Genomic DNA, 23278 nt, shown 5'->3' on the forward strand with positions numbered 1-23278 from the left:
CATCATGTCTATCCTGCTGCAAGGCATCATTGCCTACCCGGTCACGCCGTTCTCCGTCGACGGCGGCGTCGACCTGAAAACGCTCGATGCGCTGATCGAGCGCCTGATCGCCGACGGCGTTCATGCGATTGCCCCGCTGGGCAGTACCGGCGAGAGCGCGTACCTGTCCGACGCCGAATGGGAGGCGGTTGCCACCGGGTCGATTCGCGCGGTGCGCCGGCGCGTGCCGACCGTCGTCGGCATCTCCGATCTCACCACGGCGGGCGCGGTGCGCCGCGCGCGCTTCGCCGAACAGGCCGGCGCCGATGCGGTGATGGTGCTGCCGGTGTCGTACTGGAAGCTCGGCAACGACGAGATCGTCGCGCACTACCGCGCGATCGGCGACGCGATCGGCATTCCGATCATGCTGTACAACAACCCTGCGACGAGCGGCGTCGACATGTCGCCCGACCTGATCGCGACGATCTGCCGGACCGTCGACAACGTCACGATGGTCAAGGAGAGCACCGGCGACATCGGCCGGATGCACCGGCTCGCGCAGTTGAGCGACGGCACGATCCCGTTCTACAACGGCAGCAATCCGATGGCGCTCGCCGCGCTGGCCGCGGGCGCGGCCGGATGGTGCACGGCCGCGCCGAACCTGAACGCCGCGTTGCCGCTCGCGCTGGTCGACGCGATGCGCGCGGGCGACCTGACGCGCGCCAGGTCGGCCTTTCATGCGCAGTTGCCGTTGCTGCAGTTCATCGTCAACGGCGGGCTGCCGGTGACCGTGAAGGCAGGATTGCGCCTGCGCGGCTTCGACGCCGGCGAACCGAGGAAGCCGTTGCTGCCGCTTGGCGAAACGCGCGCGCGCGAACTCGAACGCCTGCTGGCGGCACTGCAGGATGGTGTACCGGCATGAGCGATGAAGCACGGCCGGCGATCGCGGTTGCCGTCGGTGCGGTGCGGATCGGCACGAGCCGACCGCTGGCCGGCACGCCGCACGCGAGCGCGATCGACAAGCGGCCGGTCGATTCGCGTCTGTGGCTGGGCGCGCTCGGCTTTGCCGGCGACGAGCATGCCGATGCGCGGCATCACGGCGGGCCGGACAAGGCGGTCCACCACTATGCGCACGATCACTATGCGTGGTGGTCCGCGCAGATCGGCGCGCGCGACGTGCTCGCTCGACCGGGCGCGTTCGGCGAGAACCTGTCGACGCATGGCGTGACCGAGCACGACGTGTGCATTGGCGACGTGTTTGCGCTGGGCGGCGCCGTGCTTCAGGTGACGCAATCGCGGCAGCCGTGCTGGAAGCTCAACGCGCGCTTCGATCATCCGCGGATGGCCGCGCTCGTGCAGCAAAGCGGCCGGACCGGCTGGTACTACCGCGTGTTGCACGAAGGCTGGGTGGCGCCTGGCGACGTGCTGGCGCTGCATGAGCGCAGCTTTCCGCGATGGCCGCTGTCGGCGGTGCTCGATGTGCTGTACCGACGCACACTCGACATGGCCGCGCTCGATGCGCTGTGTGACGTCCCGGTGCTGCCGCCCGGCTGGCGCAAGATGCTTGAAAAGCGCCGGACGGAGCGGCAGGTCGAAGACTGGACGAAACGGCTCGAGGGATGACGGGCCGTGGCCCGCGGCTCACGGCTTATCCGGCCGGCAATTCCCGCACGTCGGCCGTCGGCGTGGAGCCGAACGCATCGCTCAGCGCATAGCCGATCAGTTGACGTGCGGCCGCTTCGGGCGTCGCGAGCGCGCCGCTCGACTTCAACTGGTCGAACTTCTCGCGCATCGGGAAGTTGTCTTCGCTGGTCGAGCGGATCGTCGCCTGCATGCCGGTGTTGACGACACCCGGCGCGACGCTGCAGATCCGCAGCGCTCGGTTCGCATCGAGCGCGACCGCGCGCGCATGGTGATCGAGTGCGGCCTTGGTCGCGCAGTAGATGCTCCAGCCCGCGTACGCGTTGCGCGCCGCACCGCTCGACAGGTGCAGGATCCGGCATTCGGTCGTGGCGGATGCCGCCTGCGCGAGCGCGGCCGACAGCATCAGCGGCGCCGCGACGTTCAGGCCGACCGCGCGCGCGACGATCGCCGGGTCCTGCGCGGCGAGCGGGCCGATCGGATCGACAATGCCCGCGTTGTTGAACAGCAGCACGATCGACGCGCCGTCGACGAAGCTGCGCAGCGTGTCGCCGGCCAGCCAGGTCGCGACGGCCGACGTGTCCGACAAGTCGAGTTCGACTTCGGCGAAGCGGCCGCCGGCTTGCGACGCGAGCGACGGATGGCGGCTGCGCGACACGCCGAGCACGGCGATGCCTTCCTGCAGCAGTTGTTCGGCGAGCGATGCGCCGAGACCGCGCGTGTGTCCGGTGACGATGGCGCGCACGTGCGGCGAGGTTGAGGATGCAGTCATGGTGGCGAACGGGTGATTGGGTGAAAAGGTGAACGGTGTCGACGAGCGGCGCGCAGGCGCGGCGGCAGTGTGTGTTGGGCGGGTGATGCGTGGTATTGATGTGCAGAGGTGTGCAGAGGCGGTTGCGCGCGGCGCCGCGGATGTCCGCATGAACGCATATCGTAGCGTCGGCATGCGTGCCGCGCAAACGCGGGCATGATTCCGCCGTGCATGCGCCGCAGGGTGCAGCGTGTGTGAAGTGCGAATTCGCGAGTGCCGTGCGCGTGCATCGCCGCGCGGCATCGGGCGGCAGATACGTTGGACGAAAGGCAACTGCGGCAAGTGCGCGCCCCGGCACGGCGAGTAGCGCCGGGCCATGCGTCGCGAGCTATCATATGGCTCGCCCGTGCGCGATGCCGGACGGGCCGCGACCGTTTCCCCTCACCTGCTGCACGCTGCGAAGCCACCATGAACACCACGCCGGATACGCCCACGCCACGCGCCCTTCGCGAACTCACGCCTCTCGAGGCTCGCATTCTCGGTGTGCTCGTCGAGAAACAGCACACGGTGCCGGACACCTACCCGCTGTCGCTGAATGCGCTGACCGCGGGCTGCAACCAGAAAACCGCGCGCTCGCCGGTGATGAACGTCAGCGAGGACGAAGTCACGACCGCGCTCGACGGGCTGAAGCACCTGAGCCTCGTGATGGAAGGCAGCAGCAGCCGTGTGCCGCGCTTCGAGCACAACATGAACCGCGTGCTCGGCATCCCGAGCCAGGCGATCGCGCTGCTGACGATCCTGCTGCTGCGCGGCCCGCAGACGGCCGCCGAGCTGCGCCTGAACAGCGCGCGCCTGCACGGCTTCGCGGATATCTCGTCGGTCGAGGCGTTTCTCGACGAACTCGCGGCGCGCGCGCAGGCGCTCGTCGTCCGGCTGCCGCGTGCGCCGGGCGCGCGCGAGAACCGTTGGATGCACCTGATGTGCGGCGAGGTGAACGTGGCCGACTTCGCGAGCGCGGACGGCGGCGGCGCGGATTCCGTGCCGCCTTCCGAATTCGAGGCGCTGAAGGCCGAACAGAAACGCCTCGCTGATGAAGTGGCGCGACTGAGTGAGCTGGTTCAGCGGATGGCCAGCGAACTGGGGATCGACGTCGACGCGCAGGGCGGCGCGGGCTGATCCACGGCGCGATGCGACGCGGTGCCGGCGCGTGCACGCGCGCCGTGCAGCGGGCATCAGTCGCCGCGACGCCATCGCTACCAGCGGCACCCCGATTGCGGCGAAACGTCGACATCCAGCGCCCTGCCGAACGCGGTTTTCTTGCCGGTGCGCGCATTGGTGTAGGTCATCGAATAGATGTTGGCGCCCTGGGACATCATTTCGTATCTCCCGTTGATCTTGCCGTCGACCATTTCGACCCAGGTTGTCGTGTACTGGTGCGGACGGTCTTCGGCGAGCACTTCGTCCTCTTCGTGTTCGATCACCAACGGCAGGGCCGTTTTCGATTTCGCGTACCGGACCATGCCGCCCGTCCAATTGACCGCATCGTCGTAGTAGGTGCGCATCTCGAAGCGCACGGGTTTGTCGCCATCCGATGTGAAGCAGAACACTTCGGTGGAAACCTTGGCGAGCGCCGGCAACGAAATGCAGAGCAGTACCGCGGCAAGAGCTTTTTTCATGATGGTGATGTGCAAGAGATAAAGCGGCCTTTCAACCGACACTGATCCGCGTAGCCCCCGCATCGACGAGCCGGAACAGCAGATCCTCGACGGCCGTCTCGGGCGCGGAACCGAGATCCGCATTGACGCGCCACCCCTGTTCCGTGCGAACCGGTTCCGACAGGTAGTGAACGATGCCATGCAGCCCGTCTTCGGCCGGCGCGTTCTCGTCGTCCACATCGAACCACGCGAAGAACCATGTCTTGAGCGCGTCGACCGCCGCGCTTTCGTCGAGACCATCGGCCTCGATCGCGGCCCAGTCCCACACGAACGGGCGGATCGATACGGCCGCCGTTTCGAGGTCGAACGCGAACGGTTCGAAATCCAGTTGCGAGGTCGAATCGACCATCGACGGCTGCCCGGCCGCGTCGCCTTCGGCCGGGATCGTGTCGGCCCGGCACGGCAGCGCGAGCGGCCCTTCGGTGGCCAGCGCGCCGTCGGCCTGCCGGTAGGCCGGTTCGACGATCACCGCCGGTTGCGCTGCCGCTTTCGCGAGCAGGTCGATATAGGGTTGGCGGATGGCACGGAGCAGTTCGGATACGGTCATCGTGGCGTGTCGGTTGGGCAGGAAACGATCGGTCACAGGCAGGCGGTGCGCCGCGCGGCCCGCATCGCACGACGGGCCGCTTCGGTAACGGACAGCCGTGATCGTACGGCACTTCATCCGGGTGCGGGCAGTCGGCCGAACGGCCGTGGCTCTACAACCGCTTCAACGGGAAAGCCGCGCCGAGCAATTGCTGGCTGACGGCGCTGCTGCCGAGCAATTCGCTGGCGCCCGAGACGCCGCACTAGACGCGTCGGGCGACGCGGCGAAGGGCAGGGCGATCCGCCGCGGATCGCCCTTGTTCCATTCCGTGTCCGGCCGTCTGTCGCACGACCCTGACTCCCGTCACCCGCATTCCCCCGCCGCGACCGGCTGCCGCCTCTCCTGGGTGCCATAATCGAGCCTGCACATCATTCCAGACGTCCCCCGGAGAATCACCATGCAGAACCTCGACAATCCTTCCCACGATCGCGAGGTAGGCAGCGCCGACGCGACGCAGGACACCACGCGCATCGACGATGTCCGCATCGGCGCCGTGCGTCCGCTGATTTCGCCGGCGCTGCTGCTCGACGAATTGCCGGTGCCGGCCGCCACGCAGACGCTCGTCGAGGATACGCGCCGTGCGATAGGCGACATCCTGCACGGCCGCGACGACCGGCTGCTGCTCGTCGTCGGCCCGTGCTCGATCCACGATCACGACCAGGCGCTCGACTACGCGCGCCGCCTGAAAGTTGCGGCCGATGCGCTGAAGGACGACCTGCTGATCACGATGCGCGTCTACTTCGAGAAGCCGCGCACGACGGTGGGCTGGAAGGGCTACATCAACGATCCGCGCCTCGACGGCAGCTTCCGCATCAACGAAGGGCTGCGCGCCGCGCGGCAGCTGCTGCTCGACGTCAACGCGCTCGGCCTGCCGGCCGCGACCGAATTCCTCGACCTGTTGAGCCCGCAGTACATCGCCGACCTGATCGCGTGGGGCGCGATCGGCGCGCGCACGACCGAGAGCCAGAGCCACCGCCAGCTCGCGTCGGGGCTGAGCTGCCCGATCGGCTTCAAGAACGGCACCGACGGCGGCGTGCAGGTCGCGTCGGACGCGATCGTCGCCGCGGCCGCGAGCCATGCGTTCATGGGGATGACGAAGATGGGGATGGCCGCGATCTTCGAGACGCGCGGCAACGACGATGCGCACGTGATCCTGCGCGGCGGCAAGAGCGGCCCGAACTACGACGCCGCGCATGTCGAGGCGTGCTGCGCGGTGCTGCGCAAGGCCGGGCTGCGTGAGCAGGTGATGGTCGACTGCTCGCATGCGAACTCGAACAAGTCGCACGAGCGGCAGATCGATGTCGCGCAGGATCTCGCGCGGCAACTGTCGCAGGGCGAGCACCGGATCGTCGGCGTGATGGTCGAGAGCCATCTCGAGGCCGGGCGGCAGGATCTGAAGCCGGGGGTGCCGTTGCAGTACGGCGTGTCGATCACCGATGCGTGCTTGAGCTGGACGCAGACGGAGCCGGTGCTCGATGTGCTGGCGGAGGCGGTGCGGCATCGCAGGGTGTATTCGCGGAATGCGTGACAGGGGCGGCGCCGATATGAGTGCTGCGTTGTCGCGTTCGATGCAGCATCTCGCGAGTGGCGCTAACATGGCGCCGGTGCGATGTGTCGCGCGCACGGAGGCGGCGAGGCCGGCCGCCGATATCGACAACCATTCACCGGAGTGCATAAAAACATGGCGTTCTACAAAACCCTCATCGCAGCAACCGTCCTCGCATCGAGCGTCAGCGCACACGCGCAGATCGCCGGCGCGCAGCCGCTCAGCGTGACCGTCGAGCAATCGCAGGCACTGCTCGAAGGCTGGAGCGTGAAGAAGAGCGTGCTCGGCAAGACCGTGTACAACGACGCGAACCAGAAGGTCGGCACCGTGCGCGACCTGATCGTCGCGCCGGACGGCTCGGTATCGGCGGCGATCGTGTCGGCCGGCGGCTTCCTCGGCGTGGCCGCGCACGACGTCGCGGTGCCGATCGCGTCGCTCGACGTGCGCAACGGCAACATCTACCTGCCGGGCGCGACGAAGGATGCGCTGAAGGCGACGCCGGCGTTCCAGTACGCGAAGGTGCCGTCGCCGCCGAAGCCGAAGAAGGTCGACGACAAGCACTGATCCGCCCTCTCGCGGCGTCCGTCGCGCGAAGCGCCGGCGCCGCATCCGCGGTCAGCTGCTCGAAGCATCGTCCGGCGGCGCGAGCGCGACGACGTGGCTGATTCCTTCGTGCGCCATCTTCGTATAAGGGCAGAAGCGCTCCGTATTGCGCACGAGTTCCTCCGCCACCGCGCGTTCGACGCCCGGCAACCGGACGCGGATGTTCGCGTTCAGCATGAATAGCCCGTCCATCGGATCGCGGCAGAAGTCGATCGATGCGGACACCGACGCGCCGGCGATCGACACGCCCGCCTGCGCGGCCAGCAGGCTGAGCGCACCGTGAAAACATGCCGCATAGCTCGCGGCGAACAACTGCTCGGGGTTCGGCCCGTCGCCGGGCCCGCCGAGCGCGGACGGCAGGCGCAGCTCGATGTCGAGGCGTCCGTCGTCGGAACGCGCGATGCCCGACGCGCGGCCGTGCTGCGCCGCGCCGCCCGTGACGGTTACCGTCGTCGAGTACAGCGTCTGCGGTTCCCGTCCGCGATACCTGTCGAGCAGCGAGAGCGGCGGCGGACGCAGCGGAGTCATGGCGCGTGTGATCGTGCTTCGGCGTTCAGCGTGCGGCCTGGCCTTGGCGGAACCACGCGTCGAAGGTCGTCGCGCCGAGGCGCGCGCCGGGCCCGGGAACGAGCGTGTCGTCCTGCACCGTCGCGCCGAAGTAGCCGGCGCCCGCATCCCGGACCACCGTGCGCGCGTCGTGCGTGACCGACAGGAAATGCTCGACCAGATCGGCGAGCCGCACGCGATTCGGGCCGCCGATTTCGGCGATGCCGTTGCGCGGCGCATCGAGCGCGAAATCGGCGACGGCGGCCGCGACGTCGTCCGATGCGATCGGCTGGAAGTGCGCGGTGCTCAGCCGGATCGTGTCGCCTTCCGCACCGGATTGCGCGATCGCGCCGAGGAATTCGAAGAACTGCGTCGAACGCACGATCGTATACGGCACGCCCGCCTCGCGGATCAGGTTCTCCTGGATGATCTTGCCGCGGAAATACGCGCTCTGCTGCAGGCGGTCGGTGCCGACCACCGACAGCGCGACGTGATGGCGCACGCCCGCCGCGCGCTCGGCCGCGAGCAGGTTGCGCCCCGACGTCTCGAAGAACGCCTTCACGGCCGCTTCCTCGAACGACGGCGAGTTCGCGAGATCGACCACGACGTCCGCGCCCGCGAGCGCGTCGGTCAGCCCCGCGCCCGTGATCGTATCGACGCCCGTCGACGGTGCTGCCGCAACGGCCTCGTGACCGCGCGCGATCAGGTTCCTGACGACCTTGCCGCCGATCAGGCCGGTACCACCAATCACGATGATTTTCACGATTGCTCTCCTTGAACGGGCGCGCGACATGCGCGCCGCTTGAATCTGTCGAATCCGGGGCGCATCGCGTTCGCGCGATCGCGCCGGCATGTTGCCGAAAGGCGCGCAACCGGATGCGCGCGTTTTTCGACCAGCACGCATCGTAAGCATGCGCCGCTTGATCCGGTAGTGCGCTGCGAGTGCTCACCGTGTTGCGTCGAATGCATCAATCGACCGTCTCCAGCGGCGCCATCGTCGTCATCGTCGTCAGGCACTGCAGGTCGCGCGCACGCGTCTGTTCGATCATGTAGTCGATGAACGCGCGAATGCGCGTGGGCAGGTGCTTGCGGCTGAGATAACACAGGTAATGGCCGCCGTCGTCCGGCGCGTGCTGGCCGAGACAGCTCACCAGTTGCCCGTCGGCGAGCAGGTCGCACACCTGGTACGCCGGCAGCTGCGCGATGCCGAGCCCGTCGAGCACCGCGCGGACGACGAGGTCCAGATCGTTGAACGTATGGTGCGCGGCGAGCTGGCGCTGTTGCGCGAGCCCGTCGATCTTGAATTCCCATTCCGTCACGCGCCCCGATGCGGTGCGCAGGTTGATGCAGCGATGCCGCGCGAGCTCGTCGACGTGGCGCGGCAGCCCGTGCCGATGCGCATACGCCGGCGACGCGCAGACGATCATCTGCATCGGAATCAACTGGCGCGCGACGATTGCACTGTCCTCCATGCGCCCGTCGCGGAACGCGACGTCGATGCGGTCGGCCGAGAAGTCGGCCGGGCGGTCGTTCAGCAGCAGTTCGAGCGTGATGTCCGGATACTGCGCGTGGAAATCGCGCAACAGCGGTGCGATGATCTTGCGTCCGAAGCCGGGCGTCGAGCCGATGCGCAGGTGTCCGCTCGGCGGCCCGCTGCGTAGCTCGCGCATGTCCTCGAGCGCCTGCGCGAGATGTTCGATGCCGGGCCGGCAATTCTCGTAGAAGAGCTCGCCCTCGCGCGTCAGCGACATGCTGCGCGTCGTGCGCTGGAACAGGCGGGCATCGAGCCGGTCCTCCAGCTTCTGCACGTGGCGGCTGACCGACGAGCGACCGACGCCGAGGCGGTCGGCGGCGCGGGCGAAGCTGCCTTCGGTGACGACGGCGAGGAAGGTGACGACGCCGGCGTAGCAGGTCGAGAAGCTGCGTGCGTATGGATCGTCGGCGTCGGGGCGGTGGATGGCGGTGTCTGACATGGAGGCGCGGAAGTCGTAGTGTCCGTATGCGACTAGACGTTTCGGCGCTGCCGCCTGTGACACCGTCCGTCGCATTTTTCAAGAAAGGCGGCGGCGGCGGGCGAGCGGGTTATCGCTCAGGCACGAGCACCGGCGCGCCCTTGTCCTTCAGCAGCAGCACGATGAACTTCGCGGGTTTCGTGCGGCTCGCGTTACGGCCGACCGTGTGCAGGTCGTTCGGGCCCTCGTAGAACGTCTGGCCTGGCTTCAGCGTGACGGGCTCGCCGCCCTTCACCTGCATCACGATCGAGCCCTCGACCACATAGACGAACGCAGGCGCATGGTGGCGGTGGACGGGGTCGACCGCGCCGGGCGGGTATTCGACGGAGATCATCAGCGCTTCCTTGCCCGGATACGCGTCGAGCGGCTTCGTCATGAGCGGCGTGACGATGGCGGAGGGCGCCGCATGGGCAGCGCCGGCGGTTGCGCCCGCGACGACGAGCGCGGCCGCGTATGCATGTTTCAAGCGAATCATGGGGAGGGTTTCCGGTGAGTGCCGCCGGCGGGCGGCCGGCGGCGAAGGCGGGCGGTGGCCCGGGCCGGGCGCGGGCGTCAGGCGAGATTCGCCTTGTCGAGGCCGAATGCCTTGTCGGCCGAGCCCGGTGCGGTGCGGAATGCCACGTTCGCGCGGTTCCAGCCGTTGATCGCCATGACTTCGAACGTCAGGTCCGACAGTTCCTTCTCGGACAGTTGGCCGCGCACCCGGTCGTAGACGTCGTCCGGCACGCCATGCTCGGGCAGCTTCGTCAGTACTTCGGCCCATGCAAGCGCGGCCCGCTCGCGCGGCGAGAAGAGCGTCGATTCGCGCCACGTCGCGAGATGATGAAGGCGCAGTTCGCGCTCGCCGTGGAGGCGCGCTTCCTTCACATGCATGTCGAGACAGAATGCGCAGCCGTTGATTTGCGATACGCGCGCGGACACGAGATCGCGGATCGATTCCTCGATCGTGCTGTCGCGCAGCAGGTTGCTGAACTCGAGGAATTGCCTGAACAGCTCGGGCGATTGATGCATGTAGTTGAGACGTTGCGTCATGATTTCTCCTGGCGACGAAGAGAATCGCCCGCGGTTCGCGGGCGTCGGAGGCGGCATTGCGCCGCGCCGAATCATCTTAGGAGTACGGCGTCCGTCCCGGTAGACACGCAAGGTGACGCATCGTGTTGCCGGCGGCGCACCAATCGGCGAGCGGGGCGTGCGTCACGCGCACGCGGCAGCGATCCGCGCAAGCTTGTCGGGGTTGCGCTGCACGAGGATCCGGACGATCCGCGTGCCGTCCGTCTCGAACGACATCGCGGATTCGAGCTGCCCGGCGATGAAGCGCAGCATCGCCCATTCGTCGTTCAGCACGACCGTTCGCATCTCGACGCCGCTGCCGCAGCGCAGCCATGTCGCGTAGAACAGCTGTGCGATGCGGCGGCCGCCGACCATCGGTTTCGGGAAACTCTGGACCTTGCCGCCGCCGTCGCCGATCAGCATCGAGTCTTCCGCGAGCAGCGCCTGGATCGACGGGAAGTCGCCTTGCGCGAGCGCGTGCGAGAACGTCTGCAGCAATTGCCGGTGCGTTTCGCGAGGCACCGCGTAACGCGGCCGGCCGTCGTCGCGCAACTGGGCCTTCGCGCGGCTGACGAGTTGCCGGCACGCGGCTTCGGATTTGCCGATTGCATCGGCGATCTGGTCGTAGTCGACGTCGAACACTTCGCGCAGCAGGAAGGCCGCGCGCGCTTCCGGCGTCAGGCGCTCGAGCAGCAGCAGGAACGCGACCGACACGTCGTTCGCGCGCTCCGTCAATTCCTCGGGCGTCGCCGGCGATTCGCCGAGCTCGGGCTCCGGCAGCCAGATACCCGTGTATTGCTCGCGCCGGATTTTCGCCGCTCGCAGGCGGTCGATCGCGATCCGCGTCGTGACCGCGACCAGCCACGCCTCGCCGTTCTCGATTTCGTCGCGTGCCGCTTCGTGCCAGCGCAGCCAGACGTCCTGCACGATGTCCTCCGCGTCCGCGACGGAGCCGAGCATCCGGTAGGCGATCTTCTGCAGGCGCGGGCGCAGCGCGTCGAAGGTTCGGGTGTCGTCGTTCATGCAGTCCACACCCCGTCGAAACCGAACGAGACCGGCCCGCTCAGGAACACGCTGCCGGTGCCGTCCCATTGAACGGCGACGTCGCCGCCGTCGCATTCCACCCGCACCGTGTGGTCGAGCAGCCCGCGCCGGATGCCGTTGACCGCCGCGCCGCACGAACACGAGCCCGAACCGAGCGGCACGCCGCCGCCGCGCTCCCAGATGCGCAGGCGGATATGCGAGCGGCTGACGACCTGAACGAAATGCACGTTGGTCTTCAGCGGAAACAGCGGATGCGTTTCGATTGCCGGGCCGAGCGCTTCGACATCGACCGTACCGAGATCGTCGACGAAGAACGTGCAGTGCGGATTGCCCATGCTGCACGCGGCCGGTGCGCCGGGCAGCGGAAGGGCGAGCGTGTCGACGGCTTCGGCGACGGGCACGTCCTGCCAGCCGATGCGCGGTGTGCCCATCTCCACCGTGATCAGCCCATGCGCATCGTGCGAACAGAGCAGGCGCCCGCGGTTGGTGCGCAGCACGACCGACGCCGCGCCGGTTTCCCGCATCACCTTCCACGCGACGCCGCGCGTCGCGCTGCCGCAGGTATCGAGCATCGAGCCGTCGGGGTTCCAGAACGCGACGCGGGCCGCCGCGTCGTCGCAGTCCGATAGCACCGCGAGCTGGTTGAAGCCGATGCCGCGATGCCGGTCGCCCATGTGCCGGACGAGGTCGCGGTCGATCGCGTGTGCTTGAGCCTGATCCTGGCCGCGCAGGTCGACGACGACGAAGTCGTCGCCATTCGCGTTCATCTTCTGAAATCGGATCGGCATGGCGGTTCCGGAATCGAGGCACGCCAACACTGTACGTGGCTTGCCGGGCGCGATCAATCGCGGACGGTGCGCGCGTCTACGTAATTTTACGTAGCCCCGCATACGTAGTTATCCGCTTGTAAGCCGCCCCCGTCGCACGGAATACTACGGCCCATTGTCGCGGCCTTTGCAAGACCGTGGCACGACGCATCGACGTCACGCGTGTGCGGCCACTTCGCCGCATGCCATCAAAACCACATTGGAGACCAGGAGACGCCATGAATCGGGCTTCCAGTACCCTGCTCTGGATCGCGGTCGCGCTGCTCGGCGCGTTCTCGTTCGGAACGATCGCACTCGCGCACGGCGAGCGCGTGAGTGCCCTCTGGATCGTGATCGCAGCTGTCTGCGTGTATCTGATCGCGTATCGCTTCTACAGCCGTTTCATCGCCAGCAAGGTCATGCAGCTTGACGGGCTGCGGATGACGCCGGCGGTCAAGTACAACGACGGCCTCGACTACGTGCCGACCAACAAGTACGTGCTGTTCGGCCATCACTTCGCCGCGATCGCCGGCGCGGGGCCGCTCGTCGGGCCCGTGCTCGCCGCGCAGATGGGCTACACGCCTGGCATGCTGTGGATCCTGGCCGGCGTCGTGTTCGCCGGCGCGGTGCAGGACTTCATCGTGCTGTTCATCTCGACGCGCCGCGACGGCCGCTCGCTCGGCGATCTCGTCAAGATGGAGCTCGGTACGGTGCCCGGCGTGATCGCGCTGTTCGGCGCGTTCCTGATCATGGTGATCATCCTCGCGGTGCTCGCGCTGATCGTCGTGAAGGCGCTGACCAATTCGCCGTGGGGCACGTTCACCGTCGCCGCGACGATTCCGATCGCGCTGTTCATGGGCGTCTATACGCGCTACATCCGTCCGGGCCGCATCGGCGAAGTGTCGATCATCGGCTTCGTGCTGCTGATGGCGTCGATCGCGTTCGGCCAGACCGTGCACGATTCGCCCGCGCTCGCCGCATGGTTCACGTTCAGCGGCACGCAGCTCACGTGGATCCTGATCGGCTATGGCTTCGTCGCATCGGTGCTGCCGGTGTGGCTGCTGCTCGCGCCGCGCGACTACCTGTCGACGTTCCTGAAGATCGGCACGATCCTGGGCCTCGCGATCGGCATCCTGGTCGTCGCGCCGGAACTGAAGATGCCCGCGCTGACGAAGTTCGTCGACGGCACGGGCCCGGTATGGTCGGGCAACCTGTTCCCGTTCCTGTTCATCACGATCGCGTGCGGCGCGGTGTCGGGCTTCCACGCGCTGATCTCGTCGGGCACGACGCCGAAGCTGATCGACAACGAAACCAACGCGCGCTTCATCGGTTACGGCGCGATGCTGATGGAATCGTTCGTCGCGATCATGGCGCTGGTCGCCGCGTGCGTGATCGAGCCGGGCATCTACTTCGCGATGAACGCGCCGGCCGCCGTGCTCGGCTCGACGCCGGAAGCCGTCGCGAACACGGTCACGCAGTGGGGCTTCGTGCTGACGCCCGACATGCTGACGCAGACCGCGAAGGCCGTCGGTGAAACGACGATCATCGCGCGCGCGGGCGGCGCGCCGACGCTGGCCGTCGGCATGGCGCACATCCTGCACCAGGTGATCGGCGGCGAAGCGATGATGGCGTTCTGGTATCACTTCGCGATCCTGTTCGAGGCGCTGTTCATCCTGACGGCCGTCGATGCCGGCACGCGCGCGGGCCGCTTCATGCTGCAGGATCTGCTCGGCACGTTCCACCCGGCGCTCAAGCGCACCGAGTCGCTGCCCGCGAACCTGGTCGCCACCGGGCTGTGCGTGGCCGCGTGGGGCTACTTCCTGTACCAGGGCGTGGTCGATCCGCTCGGTGGCATCAACACGCTGTGGCCGCTGTTCGGCATCTCGAACCAGATGCTCGCCGCGATCGCGCTGGTGCTCGGCACCGTCGTGCTGTTCAAGATGAAGCGCGAGCGCTATGCATGGGTGACGATCGTGCCGACGGCATGGCTGCTGATCTGCACGCTGACGGCCGGCTGGCAGAAGATTTTCGATGCGAACCCGAAGGTCAGCTTCCTCTCGCACGCCGCGAAGCTGCAGGCCGCGGTGGACGAAGGCAAGGTGCTCGCGCCGGCCAAGTCGATCGCACAGATGAAGCGGATCATCTTCAACGACTACATCGATGCGGCGCTGGCCGGGCTGTTCATCTTCGTCGTCATCAGCATCGCGGTGTACGGCGTGATCGCCGTGCTGCGCGCGCGCCGCGAGTCGAAGCCGACCGTGCGCGAGACGCCGTACGAAGCGATGCCGGCCGCGCAGGCGCTCGGCAGCGGACGTTAAGGGGAGGCCGCGATGTTCAGCGATCTTGGCGGCGACCTGCGCAGCGCGGGGCGTTACCTCGGGCAGGCGTTGCGGCTGATGGTCGGCCTGCCCGACTACGACACCTACGTCGCGCACATGCGCGAAACCCATCCGGACCGCGCGCCGATGACGTACGAGGAATTTTTCCGCGAGCGTCAGAATGCGCGGTACGGGTCGGGAGCAGGGAAGTGCTGCTGAACCGGGCCGGTGAAACGGTTCGGTGATTTACAAGGAAGCGCCGCGATGGATTTCGCGGCGCTTTTTCTTTGGCGGGGCAGACGGCGCGACTGTCGCGGATATCGCCGCGTCGTTTGCCGGCGCGCAGCACGGCAACGTCCGGCGGCCGGTATCATAGAACTCATTTTTCCCCGATGGACCCGCAGGAGAACACGTCGTGCATGTCGGTGAGCGTTTCAACAGCATTTCCCATCTCGTCGGCGCGGTGCTGTCGGTGGCGGGCCTCGTGGCGCTCGTGACGATGGGCGCGCTCGAAGGCGACCCGTACAAGGTGGTGAGCTTCAGCGTGTACGGCGCGATGCTGATCCTGCTCTACGCGATCTCGACGCTGTACCACAGCGTGCGCAACCCGCGCCTGAAAGCGATCCTGCAGAAATGCGACCATTCGGCGATCTACCTGCTGATCGCCGGCAGCTACACGCCGTTTACGCTGGTCACGTTGCGCGGCCCGTGGGGCTGGTCGCTGTTCGGCGTGAGCTGGGGGCTCGCCGTGCTGGGCATCGTGCAGGAACTGACGCTCGGGCGGCGCACACGCATGCTGTCGATGATCCTGTACGTGCTGATGGGCTGGCTCGCGCTCGTCGCGGTGCGCCCGCTGATCCATGCGCTGCCGCCGGTGGGCACCGCGTGGCTCGTGGCCGGCGGCGTGATCTACAGTGCCGGGATTTACTTCTTCATCAACGACGAACGCATCCGTCACGGGCACGGTATCTGGCACCTTTTCGTGCTGGGCGGCAGCCTGTGCCAGTTCGTCAGTGTCGCGATGTATGTGGCGTGAGCGGAAGGCGGCGTTGACACGGTGACGACGCGCAACGGGCGCGTCCGGGGAATGCGCTGTCGGCGCGCGGCGGTCATGGCCGCGGCCCGCTCGCCGGCGGCCGTCAGGCGCGGTCGGGCGTCGGCGTTGCGGCTTGCAGCGCGAGAAAGCCGACCCATCCCCAGTAAACGCGATGATGCGCGATCAGCCCGTCGCGCAGATCCATCACCTCGACGAGATCGACCTGGTCGCCTTCCGGCGTTTCGCGCGGATATTCCCATGTGAGCTGGCGGCCGTTCGAGAAGAACAACCCGGTCCGGTACCAGCGTCCGAGCCTGTTGCCCGGATTGCGCAGGCCGGCCGCGAAGAACTCGCCGATCGCGGCCTTGCCATGCAGCACGCCCGAGCCGTGGTCGGGCAGCGTGACGACGGCGAGCGGCGTTTCGAGCACCGCGTCGTCCGCGTACAGCGACATCAGCGCATCGAAGTCGCGAGCGACGACGGCGGCGTGCCAGCCTTCATGGATGCGCCGGGCATCGGCGTCGGCGTGTGTCATGGCGGATTCCCTGAAGTGTCGATAACGGAACCCACTGTATGGGCGCGACGCCGCAAGACGTTTCACGTCGGCCCGAAACGTGGATGCGGCCCTGGTTGAAGGCGGCCGCGCGTCAGACCTTATCCGGCCAGCGCGTCGAGATTCAGCACATAGGATTTGCCGATCCACACCGCGCAATCGCGATGGTCGCGCAGGTCGTCGCCGGTATTCGGATGCAGGAAGATATCGAGCGCGCCGTGGTTCAGCACGAGCCACGGCACGATGTCGTCGAATCGCGCGGCGTCGAATGCGATCTGGTACGACCAGGCCGGATGCGGGCCGACGAGGCGTTCGTGAAAGCGGCCGAGTTCGATGACCGCGCCGAACCGTTCGTCGACGACCTGGCGAAACGCCCAGGCCGCGTCGCGGCTGGCTGCATCGAAATAGACGTGTGCGTGCCAACTGTCGATGGCGGTAGTGTCGAGGGCAGCCATGGAAGGACTCGATAAAAAAGGGGAATGCATGAGGCGCCGTGCGAAACGGCCGATGCGTGATTATCGCGCGTCCTTGCCGTGTGCGTCGTGTCGCGATCCGGCAATCCGAAGCGGATGATTTGTCCTGTATCAGAAGAACCGTTTGATCCGATGAAACCGGGCTTGAGGTATCGGCATGCGCGATGTCACGCCGGAAGCCGCGCCGGCACGTGCGCTGGCCGGGGTGGCACAGGCAACACGTCATTTCGGAAATTGAAAAAGCGGTGCGAGCGTGCTTTGAGGCAACCGGAAAAATGCAATCAGGCAGTTGAATGAAATAAAGAAATTCCGTTTCGGCGGGATGGGGGAATGACGCAGATCGCACGCCGAATGCAAGGCTGAAAATATCAATTGCGAAATCGGCTATTCAAGCGGAATGCGGCGCGACATACGATGGTTTCAACGCATCGACGATCGCGATCGATGCGGGGACAACCATCTGGAGGCCACCATGCGATCCCTCGTTCCCGTTGCTGTTCTTTCCTGCGCACTCGTTGCGCTGCCCGCCGTCAGTTTTGCGCAGTCGGCCGGTTCCGACTGGCAGTCGAATGCCGCGCGGCTGAGTTGGTCGGCGGCGCGCGCCGAAACCGACGCGCAACTGATGCAGATGACCCGTGCCGGCTATCGCGCGACGACGGCCGGCAACCAGAACTATCCGCTTGCGATGCAGCGTGCGCTCGAACGTGTCCGCAATCCGGTGCCTGACCGGTCGCGCGAAGAGCGGGCCGCGATGGAAGCGCGCGTCGCGCGCGACGTGCAGGGCGGCCATCCGGTCAAGGCGTTCTTCGTGAAGACCGCGTACTACCTGAAGGGCGAGAACACGTTCTGATGCGGCAGACGAGCATGGCTTGCCAGCTTCGATCCGCCAACGTCGCGCGCGCGTCGGCACCGCGCCGGTTGCCGGATGCGCGAGCGACGCCGCGACGCAACGACGGGCACGGCGCGCGGCGCCGTGCGAAGGACAACCGCACTGCGGGGCGCGGCACGACCGCGTGTCGCGCCGCGTGGCCGGATTTCGCGGCGAGCGATGCTGCCGAGGGCGAGCGCGAATCATGAAGGCCACCCGGAAGAAACGTCGCCACGTGCCGCTGACCCGCGAGTGGCTGCTGCCGCTGCCGCCCGTGCATGCACGCGACATCTCGCTGAAATGCCACATGGCGCTCGTCGCGCTGCGCGGAGAACACGGCAACGAGGCGCTGCTGATGCGGTTGCGCACGAGCGTCTATCTGGTGTTCCTGTCGATCGACGATGCGGTGCGCGGGGGCGCGGACATCGACCTGTGCGTCGACGCGGAGCGCGCGCTCGATGCGGGCGTGGCACGCGCGGCGCAAAGCGGTGCATGGGTGCTGCGCGACGACGAATGCGCGGTGCTCGAGCGCGTGCTTGCGGCACACGACACCTGCGTCGCGACGCTCACGCGGCATCGGCTCGCCGAGCTGTGGCGTCATGTCTGCGTGTTCGCGTCGAGCGGCCAGCTGGCACTCGTGGCGAGCGCGGCGGAGAAGATGCGTCTGAACGCGGCCGAATCGCTGGTCGCGTAGTGCCACGCGCCGGTTTTGCAGGGAGAGTGGAGGAGACAGGGCCGGCCGTACCGGCGCGGCCGATGCCATCGTGTCGCGTCGACGATTGCATGGCTGTCGCGACCATACAGTACCGGCAAAACGCGGCTCGAAAGCGCCACCTAAAACAAAAGCGCGACGGAGCGGTTCAGAGGACAGACTTTGCGTGAAGGGCGATGTCCATCAGTCAAGTGGCTTGGTGAACTGTCCTGCGTAGCTGATCTTTCCGATATCGATCGAGAAACGGAACTTGGCCATCTCCCAGTCCCTCAGGACATTGATCACGGTTTTTCGTGCGTCGTTCGGATCGGATTGGCTTTTCAGTAACTCCACTATCGAACCTACGCCGTTTTTGTAGCGTACCAGGGCGGCGCGGTAGGCCAGATATGCATTCGCATTGATTCTGTCCTCGATCTCGATCTTCTTGCAGTGGCGCGCGCCGAGATATGAGGAATTTCTCGAGATGGCGACGGAGGATGACGTTCGGTCACATTTTCTTGGTTTCGGAGGCTTCCCGCAGATCGAGGAATTCATCCATCGAATAGAGTGACAGCATGATGGAGAAACTGCTTAGCATGGTATTTCCTCGGAAGACATAAAGCGTGGTCAGAGCGATTCCCGTGATAGTAGCAATTGGTAAAATGAGTTGAGTCGGGAATCCGAATATCGTATTTCCGAGTTTTCGATTCCAGCCGGCCCATCTCCCAATCAGAGACCAAATGGGAGCGGAAAATATGTAGTGCAGCGTCGCTGATAGGTAGGCTGCTGTCAGCGTTGAGTTCCTGAGACCAATGATGCCAGCCGCTACCAGCAATAAGCCGAAGTACCAGGAAAGTCGGGTTCTAATGGACACAATAATCTCCCGGGGCTGCTTTTAGCCGTCGCCATTGCTGGAATCATTGATCCCGGTCATGACAGCCTTGCGGCCTCGTGAAACAAGGAAATTTTCAACGTTCCAACCCGTTGAGCACGATAGTTGCACCTGAAGATAAAAGGTGCGTCACGCGATCAATGAGCAGGCGATATTTTACGATATCCAAATCTTGATATTTTTCAGCATACTGGATGAACGGCACCTGGTCATTCATGAAAATCCGAATTTCTGATGATTGATCCGGATTGGATGCGTAAACGATATCGCCGAGTTTCGACCATCCTATGATCTCATTGGTTATTGCTCTTCGTGCGAGGTAAGGGTATTTCTCAAAATAGTCCTTATAGAAGTCGTCTTTTGATATGGATAGATCGATCGACTTTTCGGATTTGTCTGGGTACATATCTTGGCGGTATGGATGGTTTCTGGAATGGCATGCGCTTAATTAATTTGACTAAGTAATCCTAAGTAGCTGGATGTTTTTTGTCAACATGTTTTTTTTGAAATGTTGCGGAATGTGAATGTGTGAAGCTGGCCCGAACGAGCGATATTTTTGTTTTATTTGCGTTGCGAGGATTGGATCGCGAGAGAATTGAGCGGACGGGATCGTTATCAAATAATAGGGGCGAATCGTCTGGATCGACCTGCGGCATCGGCAATCTATAGGACCCGGCTTAAATGTATGAGGCGAGCGATCGCTTGTGACTTGTCCGATATGGGCATTGATAATGCGCGGATTATTGGCGACGTCGTTGCTCGTCGAGGTGGATTCGACCTACTTCACGAAGGAGCAGACAGCCTTTCATGGACCGATTGCGTGAGCGGGAAGTGCGCTTACGGCGCCGATTGACTGGCTTTTGGTACAAACGGGGAGCACGTATCCGCTTGCTCCCTTATTACGTTTCAGCGAGCGAAATCGGCACGTTGCGCAAAGCCCGACCGCCGATTGTTCCGGTGACAGCTTTATGAATTCCCGATGAAGGGCGGGCTGGTAGTTCGGCGGAAGTGGAGCGTAAGGTGATTGGCGGCGTACGCAGTTGCAGCACCGATGCCCCTGACGCGCAGCAGCGCATCCCTTCGTTCAATCGTTCAAGCCAGCCAGATAATGCGTATGGGTTTGCCCGATTCCGATTACAGTCGCGACGATCGCGAAGTTCATCGTCGGTATTCAGGGGCAGGAAGATATCGAGTCGCGGGTTCAGTACGAGCCAGGCCACGATGTCATTGAAGCGTTCGGGCGCGCGATCTGATATGACCAGACGGGATGCGGGCCGGCCGGGTGCTCATGAAAGCGGCCGGGTTGCACGGTCGCGCCTGCTGGTCGACGAACAGGCAGAAGGCCCACGCGGCCTCGCGTTAGACGGCATCGAAATAAGCGCGCGCGTGCCAGCTTTCGATGGCGGCGGGATCGAGCAGGGACATGGCGGTTCTCTGACGTGAAGGACGCGCCCTGCTTGCCCGCCTCAGAAAAAAACGGGCGTCACGGAACGAATCCGTGACGCCCGTTGCGGCGGTCAGGCCGTGACGGCGCGCGCTTAAGCCGCCGTTGCCGGCTTCGCCGGCTTCTGCAGCTTGCCCTTGCCGGCGCGCTGGATTTCCTCGAGCTTGATCTCGACGTGGCGCGAGAATACGTACTCGGCCGGACGCTGCTTCGCGATCGAGATGTCCGGTGCGAACGGGCCGTCGGTCTTGATGCCCTTCGTGCTCACGCGCAGCGCCTTCAGCGGATGTGCGATCGTGTCCATCACGGCCGTGGCCTCGAAGCCGCAGTGGACCATGCAGTCCGCGCACTTCTCGTAGTTGCCGACGCCGTAGTTGTCCCACTCGGTCGTTTCCATCAGTTCCTTGAAGGTCTTCACGTAACCTTCGCCGACCAGGTAGCACGGCTTCTGCCAGCCGAACACCGTACGCGCCGGGTTGCCCCACGGCGTGCACTTGTACGTCTGGTTGCCGGCCAGGAAGTCGAGGAACAGCGACGACTGGCTGAACGACCAGCGCTTGCCGCCTTCGCCGCGCTTCAGGATTTCGCGGAACAGGTTCTTCGTCTTGTCGCGGTTCAGGAAGTGCTGCTGATCCGGCGCGCGCTCGTACGCGTAGCCCGGCGACACCGTGATGCCGTCGACGCCGATCGGCCCCAGCGTGTCGAAGAACTTCGCCACGCGCTCGGGCACCGCATCGTTGAACAGCGTGCAGTTGATGTTCACGCGGAAGCCGCGGCGCTTCGCTTCCTTGATCGCCGCGACGGCCTTGTCGTACACGCCTTCCTGCGACACCGAGTGATCGTGCGCCTGCTGGTCGCCGTCGAGGTGGACCGACCAGACGAAATACGGGCTCGGCTCGTAGTCGTCCATCTTCTTTTCCATCAGCAGCGCGTTCGTGCACAGGTACACGAATTTCTTGCGCTTCATGATGCCCTTGACGATTTCCGGCATCTCCTTGTGGAGCAGCGGTTCGCCGCCGGCGATCGACACGACGGGCGCGCCGCACTCGTCGACGGCCTGCAGGCATTCCTCGACGGACAGGCGCTGGTTCAGGATCGGGTCCGGATAATCGATCTTGCCGCAGCCGTTGCACGCGAGGTTGCAGCGGAACAGCGGCTCGAGCATCAGCGCGAGCGGATAGCGTTTGTTGCCGGACAGGTGCTGGCGCACGATATACGCGCCGACACGGACTTGCTGGAGCAGCGGAATAGACAAGGGATGTCCTCCTTAAACTTCGCGGGCGACAGCTTGCGTGAGCTTCGCCGGCAGCTTGAATTCGACTTTTTCCTCACGGCCCGCCATCGTCGCGACATCGACGGGCCCCAGCGCGCGCAGCGCGCCGATTACATCCTCGACCATCTCTTCGGGCGCCGACGCGCCGGCGGTCAGGCCGACCGTCTGCACGCCCGCAAACCATTCGGCTTTCACTTCCGAGCCGTCGGCGACGAGATAGCTCGGCACACCGCTTTCGGTGCCGATCTCGCGCAGGCGGTTCGAGTTCGAGCTGTTCGTCGCGCCGACGACGAGCAGCACGTCAACCTGTTCGCTCAGCTCGCGCACGGCGGCCTGGCGATTCTGTGTGGCATAGCAGATGTCGCGCGTGTCCGGGCCGACCAGGTCGGTGAACCGGCGCTGCAGCGCTTCGATGATGCCGCGCGTATCGTCGACCGACAGCGTGGTCTGCGTGATGTACGCGACCGGCGTATCGACGGGCAGCGTCAGCGTCGCGACTTCGGCTTCGCTCTGCACGAGGATCACCTCGGCCGGAATCTGGCCGATCGTACCCTCGACTTCCGGGTGGCCCGCGTGGCCGATCAGGATCAGCCGGCGGCCCGCCGCGACATACTGGCGGCCCTGCACGTGCACCTTCGTGACGAGCGGGCAGGTCGCGTCGAGCACGTCGAGCCCGCGCGTTTCCGCGTCGCGCTCGACCGTCTGGGCGACACCGTGCGCGCTGAAGATCGCGACAGCGCCGTGCGGCACCTCGTCGAGTTCCTCAACGAATCGTGCCCCTTTATTACGCAGGTTTTCGACGACATGCCGGTTATGAACGATCTCATGACGCACATAGACCGGCGCGCCGTGCTGTTGCAGCGCGCGATCGACGATCTCGATCGCACGGACAACCCCCGCACAAAAGCCGCGGGGCTGGGCAAGGATGACTCGCATAAGTGAGCGAACTCCGACGACAGACGCCGGGGTTCGAAGAGCTGGCACCAACTCGATCGCCCCGGCTTGAAGTTATGAAGGCAGGAACGAACCGGCCAGACCAGGCCCCGGAACCCCGAATTAATCGCGCATTTTAACCCTATCGGGCAGTCCTTGCTCTGGTACCGTATCTTCCGTGTTGCAATTGCGTGAGAGCCGCGTCGGCGCTGGCGCGCGCGGAACCCAGTAAACTACGCGGTTTCGCGGGCGGCCGCCCCGGCTGCCCGGCGTCGCGCTCATTTCAAGGCCATTCGATGACCGTCGATTCTTACGCGTATTGCCCGGCCGCCCGAGCGGTTTCGGGCGTTTTGTTCCTGACCCCCATTCAAAACGCCGGCGTCCGGCCGGAGGCGCGCCGATGATGCTGGCGATCGCTTTCCTGGTGTCCGGCCTGTCGCTGATGATCTGGATCGTGCTGCTCGTCGCGCGCGGCGGCTTCTGGCGCGCGGTGCCGGCGCGGCCGCTGCCGCCCGACG

At 65.5% G+C, this 23278-nt stretch carries 26 protein-coding genes and 1 pseudogene; 10 read left to right on the forward strand and 17 right to left on the reverse strand.

All coding sequences use genetic code 11. From position 1 onward, the window contains the following. Nucleotides 1-4 precede the first annotated feature (4 nt). Entirely contained in the window at nucleotides 5-901 is an 897-nt protein-coding gene (locus tag ACPUER_RS23900) for a dihydrodipicolinate synthase family protein (protein WP_425132303.1), read from the forward strand. Beyond that, nucleotides 898-1602 (forward strand): MOSC domain-containing protein, encoded by a 705-nt coding sequence (locus ACPUER_RS23905; protein WP_425132304.1) that lies wholly within the window; start codon nucleotides 898-900, stop codon nucleotides 1600-1602. Before ACPUER_RS23900 ends, ACPUER_RS23905 begins: the two co-directional genes overlap by 4 nt. A 25-nt stretch (nucleotides 1603-1627) precedes the next feature. On the opposite strand, the gene ACPUER_RS23910 is transcribed toward ACPUER_RS23905, so the two are convergent. Further along, on the reverse strand, nucleotides 1628-2392 hold the full coding sequence (locus tag ACPUER_RS23910) for an SDR family oxidoreductase (protein WP_425132305.1): 765 nt from the start codon (nucleotides 2390-2392) through the stop codon (nucleotides 1628-1630). A 447-nt stretch (nucleotides 2393-2839) separates the two neighbouring features. Here ACPUER_RS23910 and ACPUER_RS23915 point away from each other — a divergent pair, with 447 nt between their 5' ends. After that, nucleotides 2840-3547 carry a YceH family protein gene (locus tag ACPUER_RS23915; protein WP_425132306.1) on the forward strand — a complete coding sequence of 236 codons (708 nt, stop codon included), beginning with the start codon at nucleotides 2840-2842 and terminating at the stop codon, nucleotides 3545-3547. Between the two features lie 77 nt (nucleotides 3548-3624). Here ACPUER_RS23915 and ACPUER_RS23920 read toward each other — a convergent pair whose 3' ends face one another. Then, nucleotides 3625-4047: a hypothetical protein gene (locus tag ACPUER_RS23920; RefSeq protein ID WP_425132307.1), complete on the reverse strand. Its 423-nt coding sequence runs from the start codon at nucleotides 4045-4047 to the stop codon at nucleotides 3625-3627. A 31-nt stretch (nucleotides 4048-4078) separates the two neighbouring features. Further along, on the reverse strand, nucleotides 4079-4633 hold the full coding sequence (locus tag ACPUER_RS23925; protein WP_175959939.1) for a hypothetical protein: 555 nt from the start codon (nucleotides 4631-4633) through the stop codon (nucleotides 4079-4081). Between the two features lie 436 nt (nucleotides 4634-5069). Here ACPUER_RS23925 and ACPUER_RS23930 point away from each other — a divergent pair, with 436 nt between their 5' ends. Next, entirely contained in the window at nucleotides 5070-6200 is a 1131-nt protein-coding gene (locus ACPUER_RS23930; protein WP_072440005.1) for a 3-deoxy-7-phosphoheptulonate synthase, read from the forward strand. Nucleotides 6201-6353: 153 nt separating this feature from the next. Beyond that, nucleotides 6354-6782, forward strand: a complete 429-nt coding sequence (locus ACPUER_RS23935) for a PRC-barrel domain-containing protein (protein WP_175959940.1) — start codon at nucleotides 6354-6356, stop codon at nucleotides 6780-6782. A gap of 51 nt (nucleotides 6783-6833) precedes the next feature. On the opposite strand, the gene ACPUER_RS23940 is transcribed toward ACPUER_RS23935, so the two are convergent. The 7 genes from ACPUER_RS23940 to dapF all read right to left on the reverse strand — a co-directional run bounded on the left by ACPUER_RS23940 (nucleotide 6834) and on the right by dapF (nucleotide 12261). After that, nucleotides 6834-7349, reverse strand: coding sequence for an Ohr family peroxiredoxin (locus ACPUER_RS23940; RefSeq protein ID WP_175959941.1), 516 nt, complete (start codon nucleotides 7347-7349; stop codon nucleotides 6834-6836). 25 nt (nucleotides 7350-7374) lie between these two features. Next, a complete protein-coding gene (locus tag ACPUER_RS23945) occupies nucleotides 7375-8130 on the reverse strand; it encodes an SDR family oxidoreductase (RefSeq protein ID WP_175959942.1) in 756 nt (251 codons plus the stop codon). A gap of 205 nt (nucleotides 8131-8335) precedes the next feature. Beyond that, nucleotides 8336-9340, reverse strand: a complete 1005-nt coding sequence (locus ACPUER_RS23950) for a LysR family transcriptional regulator (protein WP_175959943.1) — start codon at nucleotides 9338-9340, stop codon at nucleotides 8336-8338. A gap of 109 nt (nucleotides 9341-9449) precedes the next feature. Continuing rightward, nucleotides 9450-9854, reverse strand: coding sequence for a cupin domain-containing protein (locus ACPUER_RS23955; protein WP_175959944.1), 405 nt, complete (start codon nucleotides 9852-9854; stop codon nucleotides 9450-9452). A 77-nt stretch (nucleotides 9855-9931) separates the two neighbouring features. Beyond that, complete coding sequence (locus tag ACPUER_RS23960) at nucleotides 9932-10411, reverse strand: carboxymuconolactone decarboxylase family protein (protein ID WP_425132308.1); 480 nt, start codon at nucleotides 10409-10411, stop codon at nucleotides 9932-9934. A 162-nt stretch (nucleotides 10412-10573) separates the two neighbouring features. Beyond that, nucleotides 10574-11452, reverse strand: coding sequence for an RNA polymerase sigma-70 factor (locus tag ACPUER_RS23965; protein WP_425132309.1), 879 nt, complete (start codon nucleotides 11450-11452; stop codon nucleotides 10574-10576). Further along, entirely contained in the window at nucleotides 11449-12261 is an 813-nt protein-coding gene (dapF, locus tag ACPUER_RS23970; protein WP_175959947.1) for a diaminopimelate epimerase, read from the reverse strand. The genes ACPUER_RS23965 and dapF overlap by 4 nt, the downstream gene beginning before the upstream one ends. 257 nt (nucleotides 12262-12518) lie before the next feature. On the opposite strand from dapF, the gene ACPUER_RS23975 reads away from it, so the two are divergent. The 3 genes from ACPUER_RS23975 (at nucleotide 12519) to trhA (ending at nucleotide 15633) form a co-directional block, all read left to right on the forward strand. After that, nucleotides 12519-14597: a carbon starvation CstA family protein gene (locus tag ACPUER_RS23975; protein WP_175959948.1), complete on the forward strand. Its 2079-nt coding sequence runs from the start codon at nucleotides 12519-12521 to the stop codon at nucleotides 14595-14597. Between the two features lie 12 nt (nucleotides 14598-14609). Next, nucleotides 14610-14816, forward strand: coding sequence for a YbdD/YjiX family protein (locus tag ACPUER_RS23980; protein ID WP_425132310.1), 207 nt, complete (start codon nucleotides 14610-14612; stop codon nucleotides 14814-14816). A gap of 196 nt (nucleotides 14817-15012) precedes the next feature. Further along, nucleotides 15013-15633, forward strand: coding sequence for a PAQR family membrane homeostasis protein TrhA (gene trhA, locus ACPUER_RS23985; RefSeq protein ID WP_175959949.1), 621 nt, complete (start codon nucleotides 15013-15015; stop codon nucleotides 15631-15633). A 103-nt stretch (nucleotides 15634-15736) separates the two neighbouring features. Here the strand turns inward: trhA and ACPUER_RS23990 are convergent, their stop codons facing one another. Then, nucleotides 15737-16168, reverse strand: coding sequence for a nuclear transport factor 2 family protein (locus tag ACPUER_RS23990; protein WP_175959950.1), 432 nt, complete (start codon nucleotides 16166-16168; stop codon nucleotides 15737-15739). 119 nt (nucleotides 16169-16287) lie between these two features. Beyond that, nucleotides 16288-16641 carry a DOPA 4,5-dioxygenase family protein gene (locus tag ACPUER_RS23995; RefSeq protein ID WP_072440019.1) on the reverse strand — a complete coding sequence of 118 codons (354 nt, stop codon included), beginning with the start codon at nucleotides 16639-16641 and terminating at the stop codon, nucleotides 16288-16290. A gap of 490 nt (nucleotides 16642-17131) precedes the next feature. Between ACPUER_RS23995 and ACPUER_RS24000 the strand changes: the two genes are divergently transcribed. Both ACPUER_RS24000 and ACPUER_RS24005 read left to right on the forward strand, forming a co-directional pair. After that, a complete protein-coding gene (locus ACPUER_RS24000; protein ID WP_310136732.1) occupies nucleotides 17132-17509 on the forward strand; it encodes a hypothetical protein in 378 nt (125 codons plus the stop codon). A 223-nt stretch (nucleotides 17510-17732) separates the two neighbouring features. Beyond that, nucleotides 17733-18221, forward strand: a complete 489-nt coding sequence (locus ACPUER_RS24005; RefSeq protein WP_425132311.1) for a hypothetical protein — start codon at nucleotides 17733-17735, stop codon at nucleotides 18219-18221. Between the two features lie 201 nt (nucleotides 18222-18422). Here ACPUER_RS24005 and ACPUER_RS24010 read toward each other — a convergent pair whose 3' ends face one another. The 5 genes and pseudogenes from ACPUER_RS24010 to ispH form a co-directional block, all read right to left on the reverse strand. Further along, complete coding sequence (locus ACPUER_RS24010; RefSeq protein WP_310136730.1) at nucleotides 18423-18773, reverse strand: TolC family protein; 351 nt, start codon at nucleotides 18771-18773, stop codon at nucleotides 18423-18425. 413 nt (nucleotides 18774-19186) lie between these two features. Continuing rightward, nucleotides 19187-19327, reverse strand: a complete 141-nt coding sequence (locus ACPUER_RS24015) for a hypothetical protein (RefSeq protein WP_425132312.1) — start codon at nucleotides 19325-19327, stop codon at nucleotides 19187-19189. Nucleotides 19328-20213: 886 nt separating this feature from the next. After that, a pseudogene (locus ACPUER_RS24020) lies at nucleotides 20214-20535 on the reverse strand (DOPA 4,5-dioxygenase family protein); the annotation flags it as partial. 113 nt (nucleotides 20536-20648) lie between these two features. Continuing rightward, nucleotides 20649-21809, reverse strand: coding sequence for an adenosyl-hopene transferase HpnH (gene hpnH / locus ACPUER_RS24025; RefSeq protein WP_174379472.1), 1161 nt, complete (start codon nucleotides 21807-21809; stop codon nucleotides 20649-20651). A 12-nt stretch (nucleotides 21810-21821) separates the two neighbouring features. Next, entirely contained in the window at nucleotides 21822-22763 is a 942-nt protein-coding gene (ispH, locus tag ACPUER_RS24030) for a 4-hydroxy-3-methylbut-2-enyl diphosphate reductase (RefSeq protein WP_034181594.1), read from the reverse strand. Between the last annotated feature and the right edge of the window lie 515 nt (nucleotides 22764-23278).

Origin of the sequence: Burkholderia sp. DN3021, assembly GCF_049805555.1 — a bacterium.
Classification (GTDB): domain Bacteria; phylum Pseudomonadota; class Gammaproteobacteria; order Burkholderiales; family Burkholderiaceae; genus Burkholderia; species Burkholderia pyrrocinia_C.

Bases quoted from the DNA above. Each gene is read 5' to 3' on its own strand.
- ACPUER_RS23900 (WP_425132303.1), top strand. From the start codon at position 5: ATGTCTATCCTGCTGCAAGGCATCATTGCCTACCCGGTCACGCCGTTC.
- ACPUER_RS23905 (WP_425132304.1), top strand. From the start codon at position 898: ATGAGCGATGAAGCACGGCCGGCGATCGCGGTTGCCGTCGGTGCGGTG.
- ACPUER_RS23910 (WP_425132305.1), bottom strand. From the start codon at position 2,392: ATGACTGCATCCTCAACCTCGCCGCACGTGCGCGCCATCGTCACCGGA.
- ACPUER_RS23915 (WP_425132306.1), top strand. From the start codon at position 2,840: ATGAACACCACGCCGGATACGCCCACGCCACGCGCCCTTCGCGAACTC.
- ACPUER_RS23920 (WP_425132307.1), bottom strand. From the start codon at position 4,047: ATGAAAAAAGCTCTTGCCGCGGTACTGCTCTGCATTTCGTTGCCGGCG.
- ACPUER_RS23925 (WP_175959939.1), bottom strand. From the start codon at position 4,633: ATGACCGTATCCGAACTGCTCCGTGCCATCCGCCAACCCTATATCGAC.
- ACPUER_RS23930 (WP_072440005.1), top strand. From the start codon at position 5,070: ATGCAGAACCTCGACAATCCTTCCCACGATCGCGAGGTAGGCAGCGCC.
- ACPUER_RS23935 (WP_175959940.1), top strand. From the start codon at position 6,354: ATGGCGTTCTACAAAACCCTCATCGCAGCAACCGTCCTCGCATCGAGC.
- ACPUER_RS23940 (WP_175959941.1), bottom strand. From the start codon at position 7,349: ATGACTCCGCTGCGTCCGCCGCCGCTCTCGCTGCTCGACAGGTATCGC.
- ACPUER_RS23950 (WP_175959943.1), bottom strand. From the start codon at position 9,340: ATGTCAGACACCGCCATCCACCGCCCCGACGCCGACGATCCATACGCA.
- ACPUER_RS23955 (WP_175959944.1), bottom strand. From the start codon at position 9,854: ATGATTCGCTTGAAACATGCATACGCGGCCGCGCTCGTCGTCGCGGGC.
- ACPUER_RS23960 (WP_425132308.1), bottom strand. From the start codon at position 10,411: ATGACGCAACGTCTCAACTACATGCATCAATCGCCCGAGCTGTTCAGG.
- ACPUER_RS23965 (WP_425132309.1), bottom strand. From the start codon at position 11,452: ATGAACGACGACACCCGAACCTTCGACGCGCTGCGCCCGCGCCTGCAG.
- dapF (WP_175959947.1), bottom strand. From the start codon at position 12,261: ATGCCGATCCGATTTCAGAAGATGAACGCGAATGGCGACGACTTCGTC.
- ACPUER_RS23975 (WP_175959948.1), top strand. From the start codon at position 12,519: ATGAATCGGGCTTCCAGTACCCTGCTCTGGATCGCGGTCGCGCTGCTC.
- ACPUER_RS23980 (WP_425132310.1), top strand. From the start codon at position 14,610: ATGTTCAGCGATCTTGGCGGCGACCTGCGCAGCGCGGGGCGTTACCTC.
- ACPUER_RS23990 (WP_175959950.1), bottom strand. From the start codon at position 16,168: ATGACACACGCCGACGCCGATGCCCGGCGCATCCATGAAGGCTGGCAC.
- ACPUER_RS23995 (WP_072440019.1), bottom strand. From the start codon at position 16,641: ATGGCTGCCCTCGACACTACCGCCATCGACAGTTGGCACGCACACGTC.
- ACPUER_RS24000 (WP_310136732.1), top strand. From the start codon at position 17,132: ATGCGATCCCTCGTTCCCGTTGCTGTTCTTTCCTGCGCACTCGTTGCG.
- ACPUER_RS24005 (WP_425132311.1), top strand. From the start codon at position 17,733: ATGAAGGCCACCCGGAAGAAACGTCGCCACGTGCCGCTGACCCGCGAG.
- ACPUER_RS24010 (WP_310136730.1), bottom strand. From the start codon at position 18,773: ATGAATTCCTCGATCTGCGGGAAGCCTCCGAAACCAAGAAAATGTGAC.
- ACPUER_RS24015 (WP_425132312.1), bottom strand. From the start codon at position 19,327: ATGAATGACCAGGTGCCGTTCATCCAGTATGCTGAAAAATATCAAGAT.
- ispH (WP_034181594.1), bottom strand. From the start codon at position 22,763: ATGCGAGTCATCCTTGCCCAGCCCCGCGGCTTTTGTGCGGGGGTTGTC.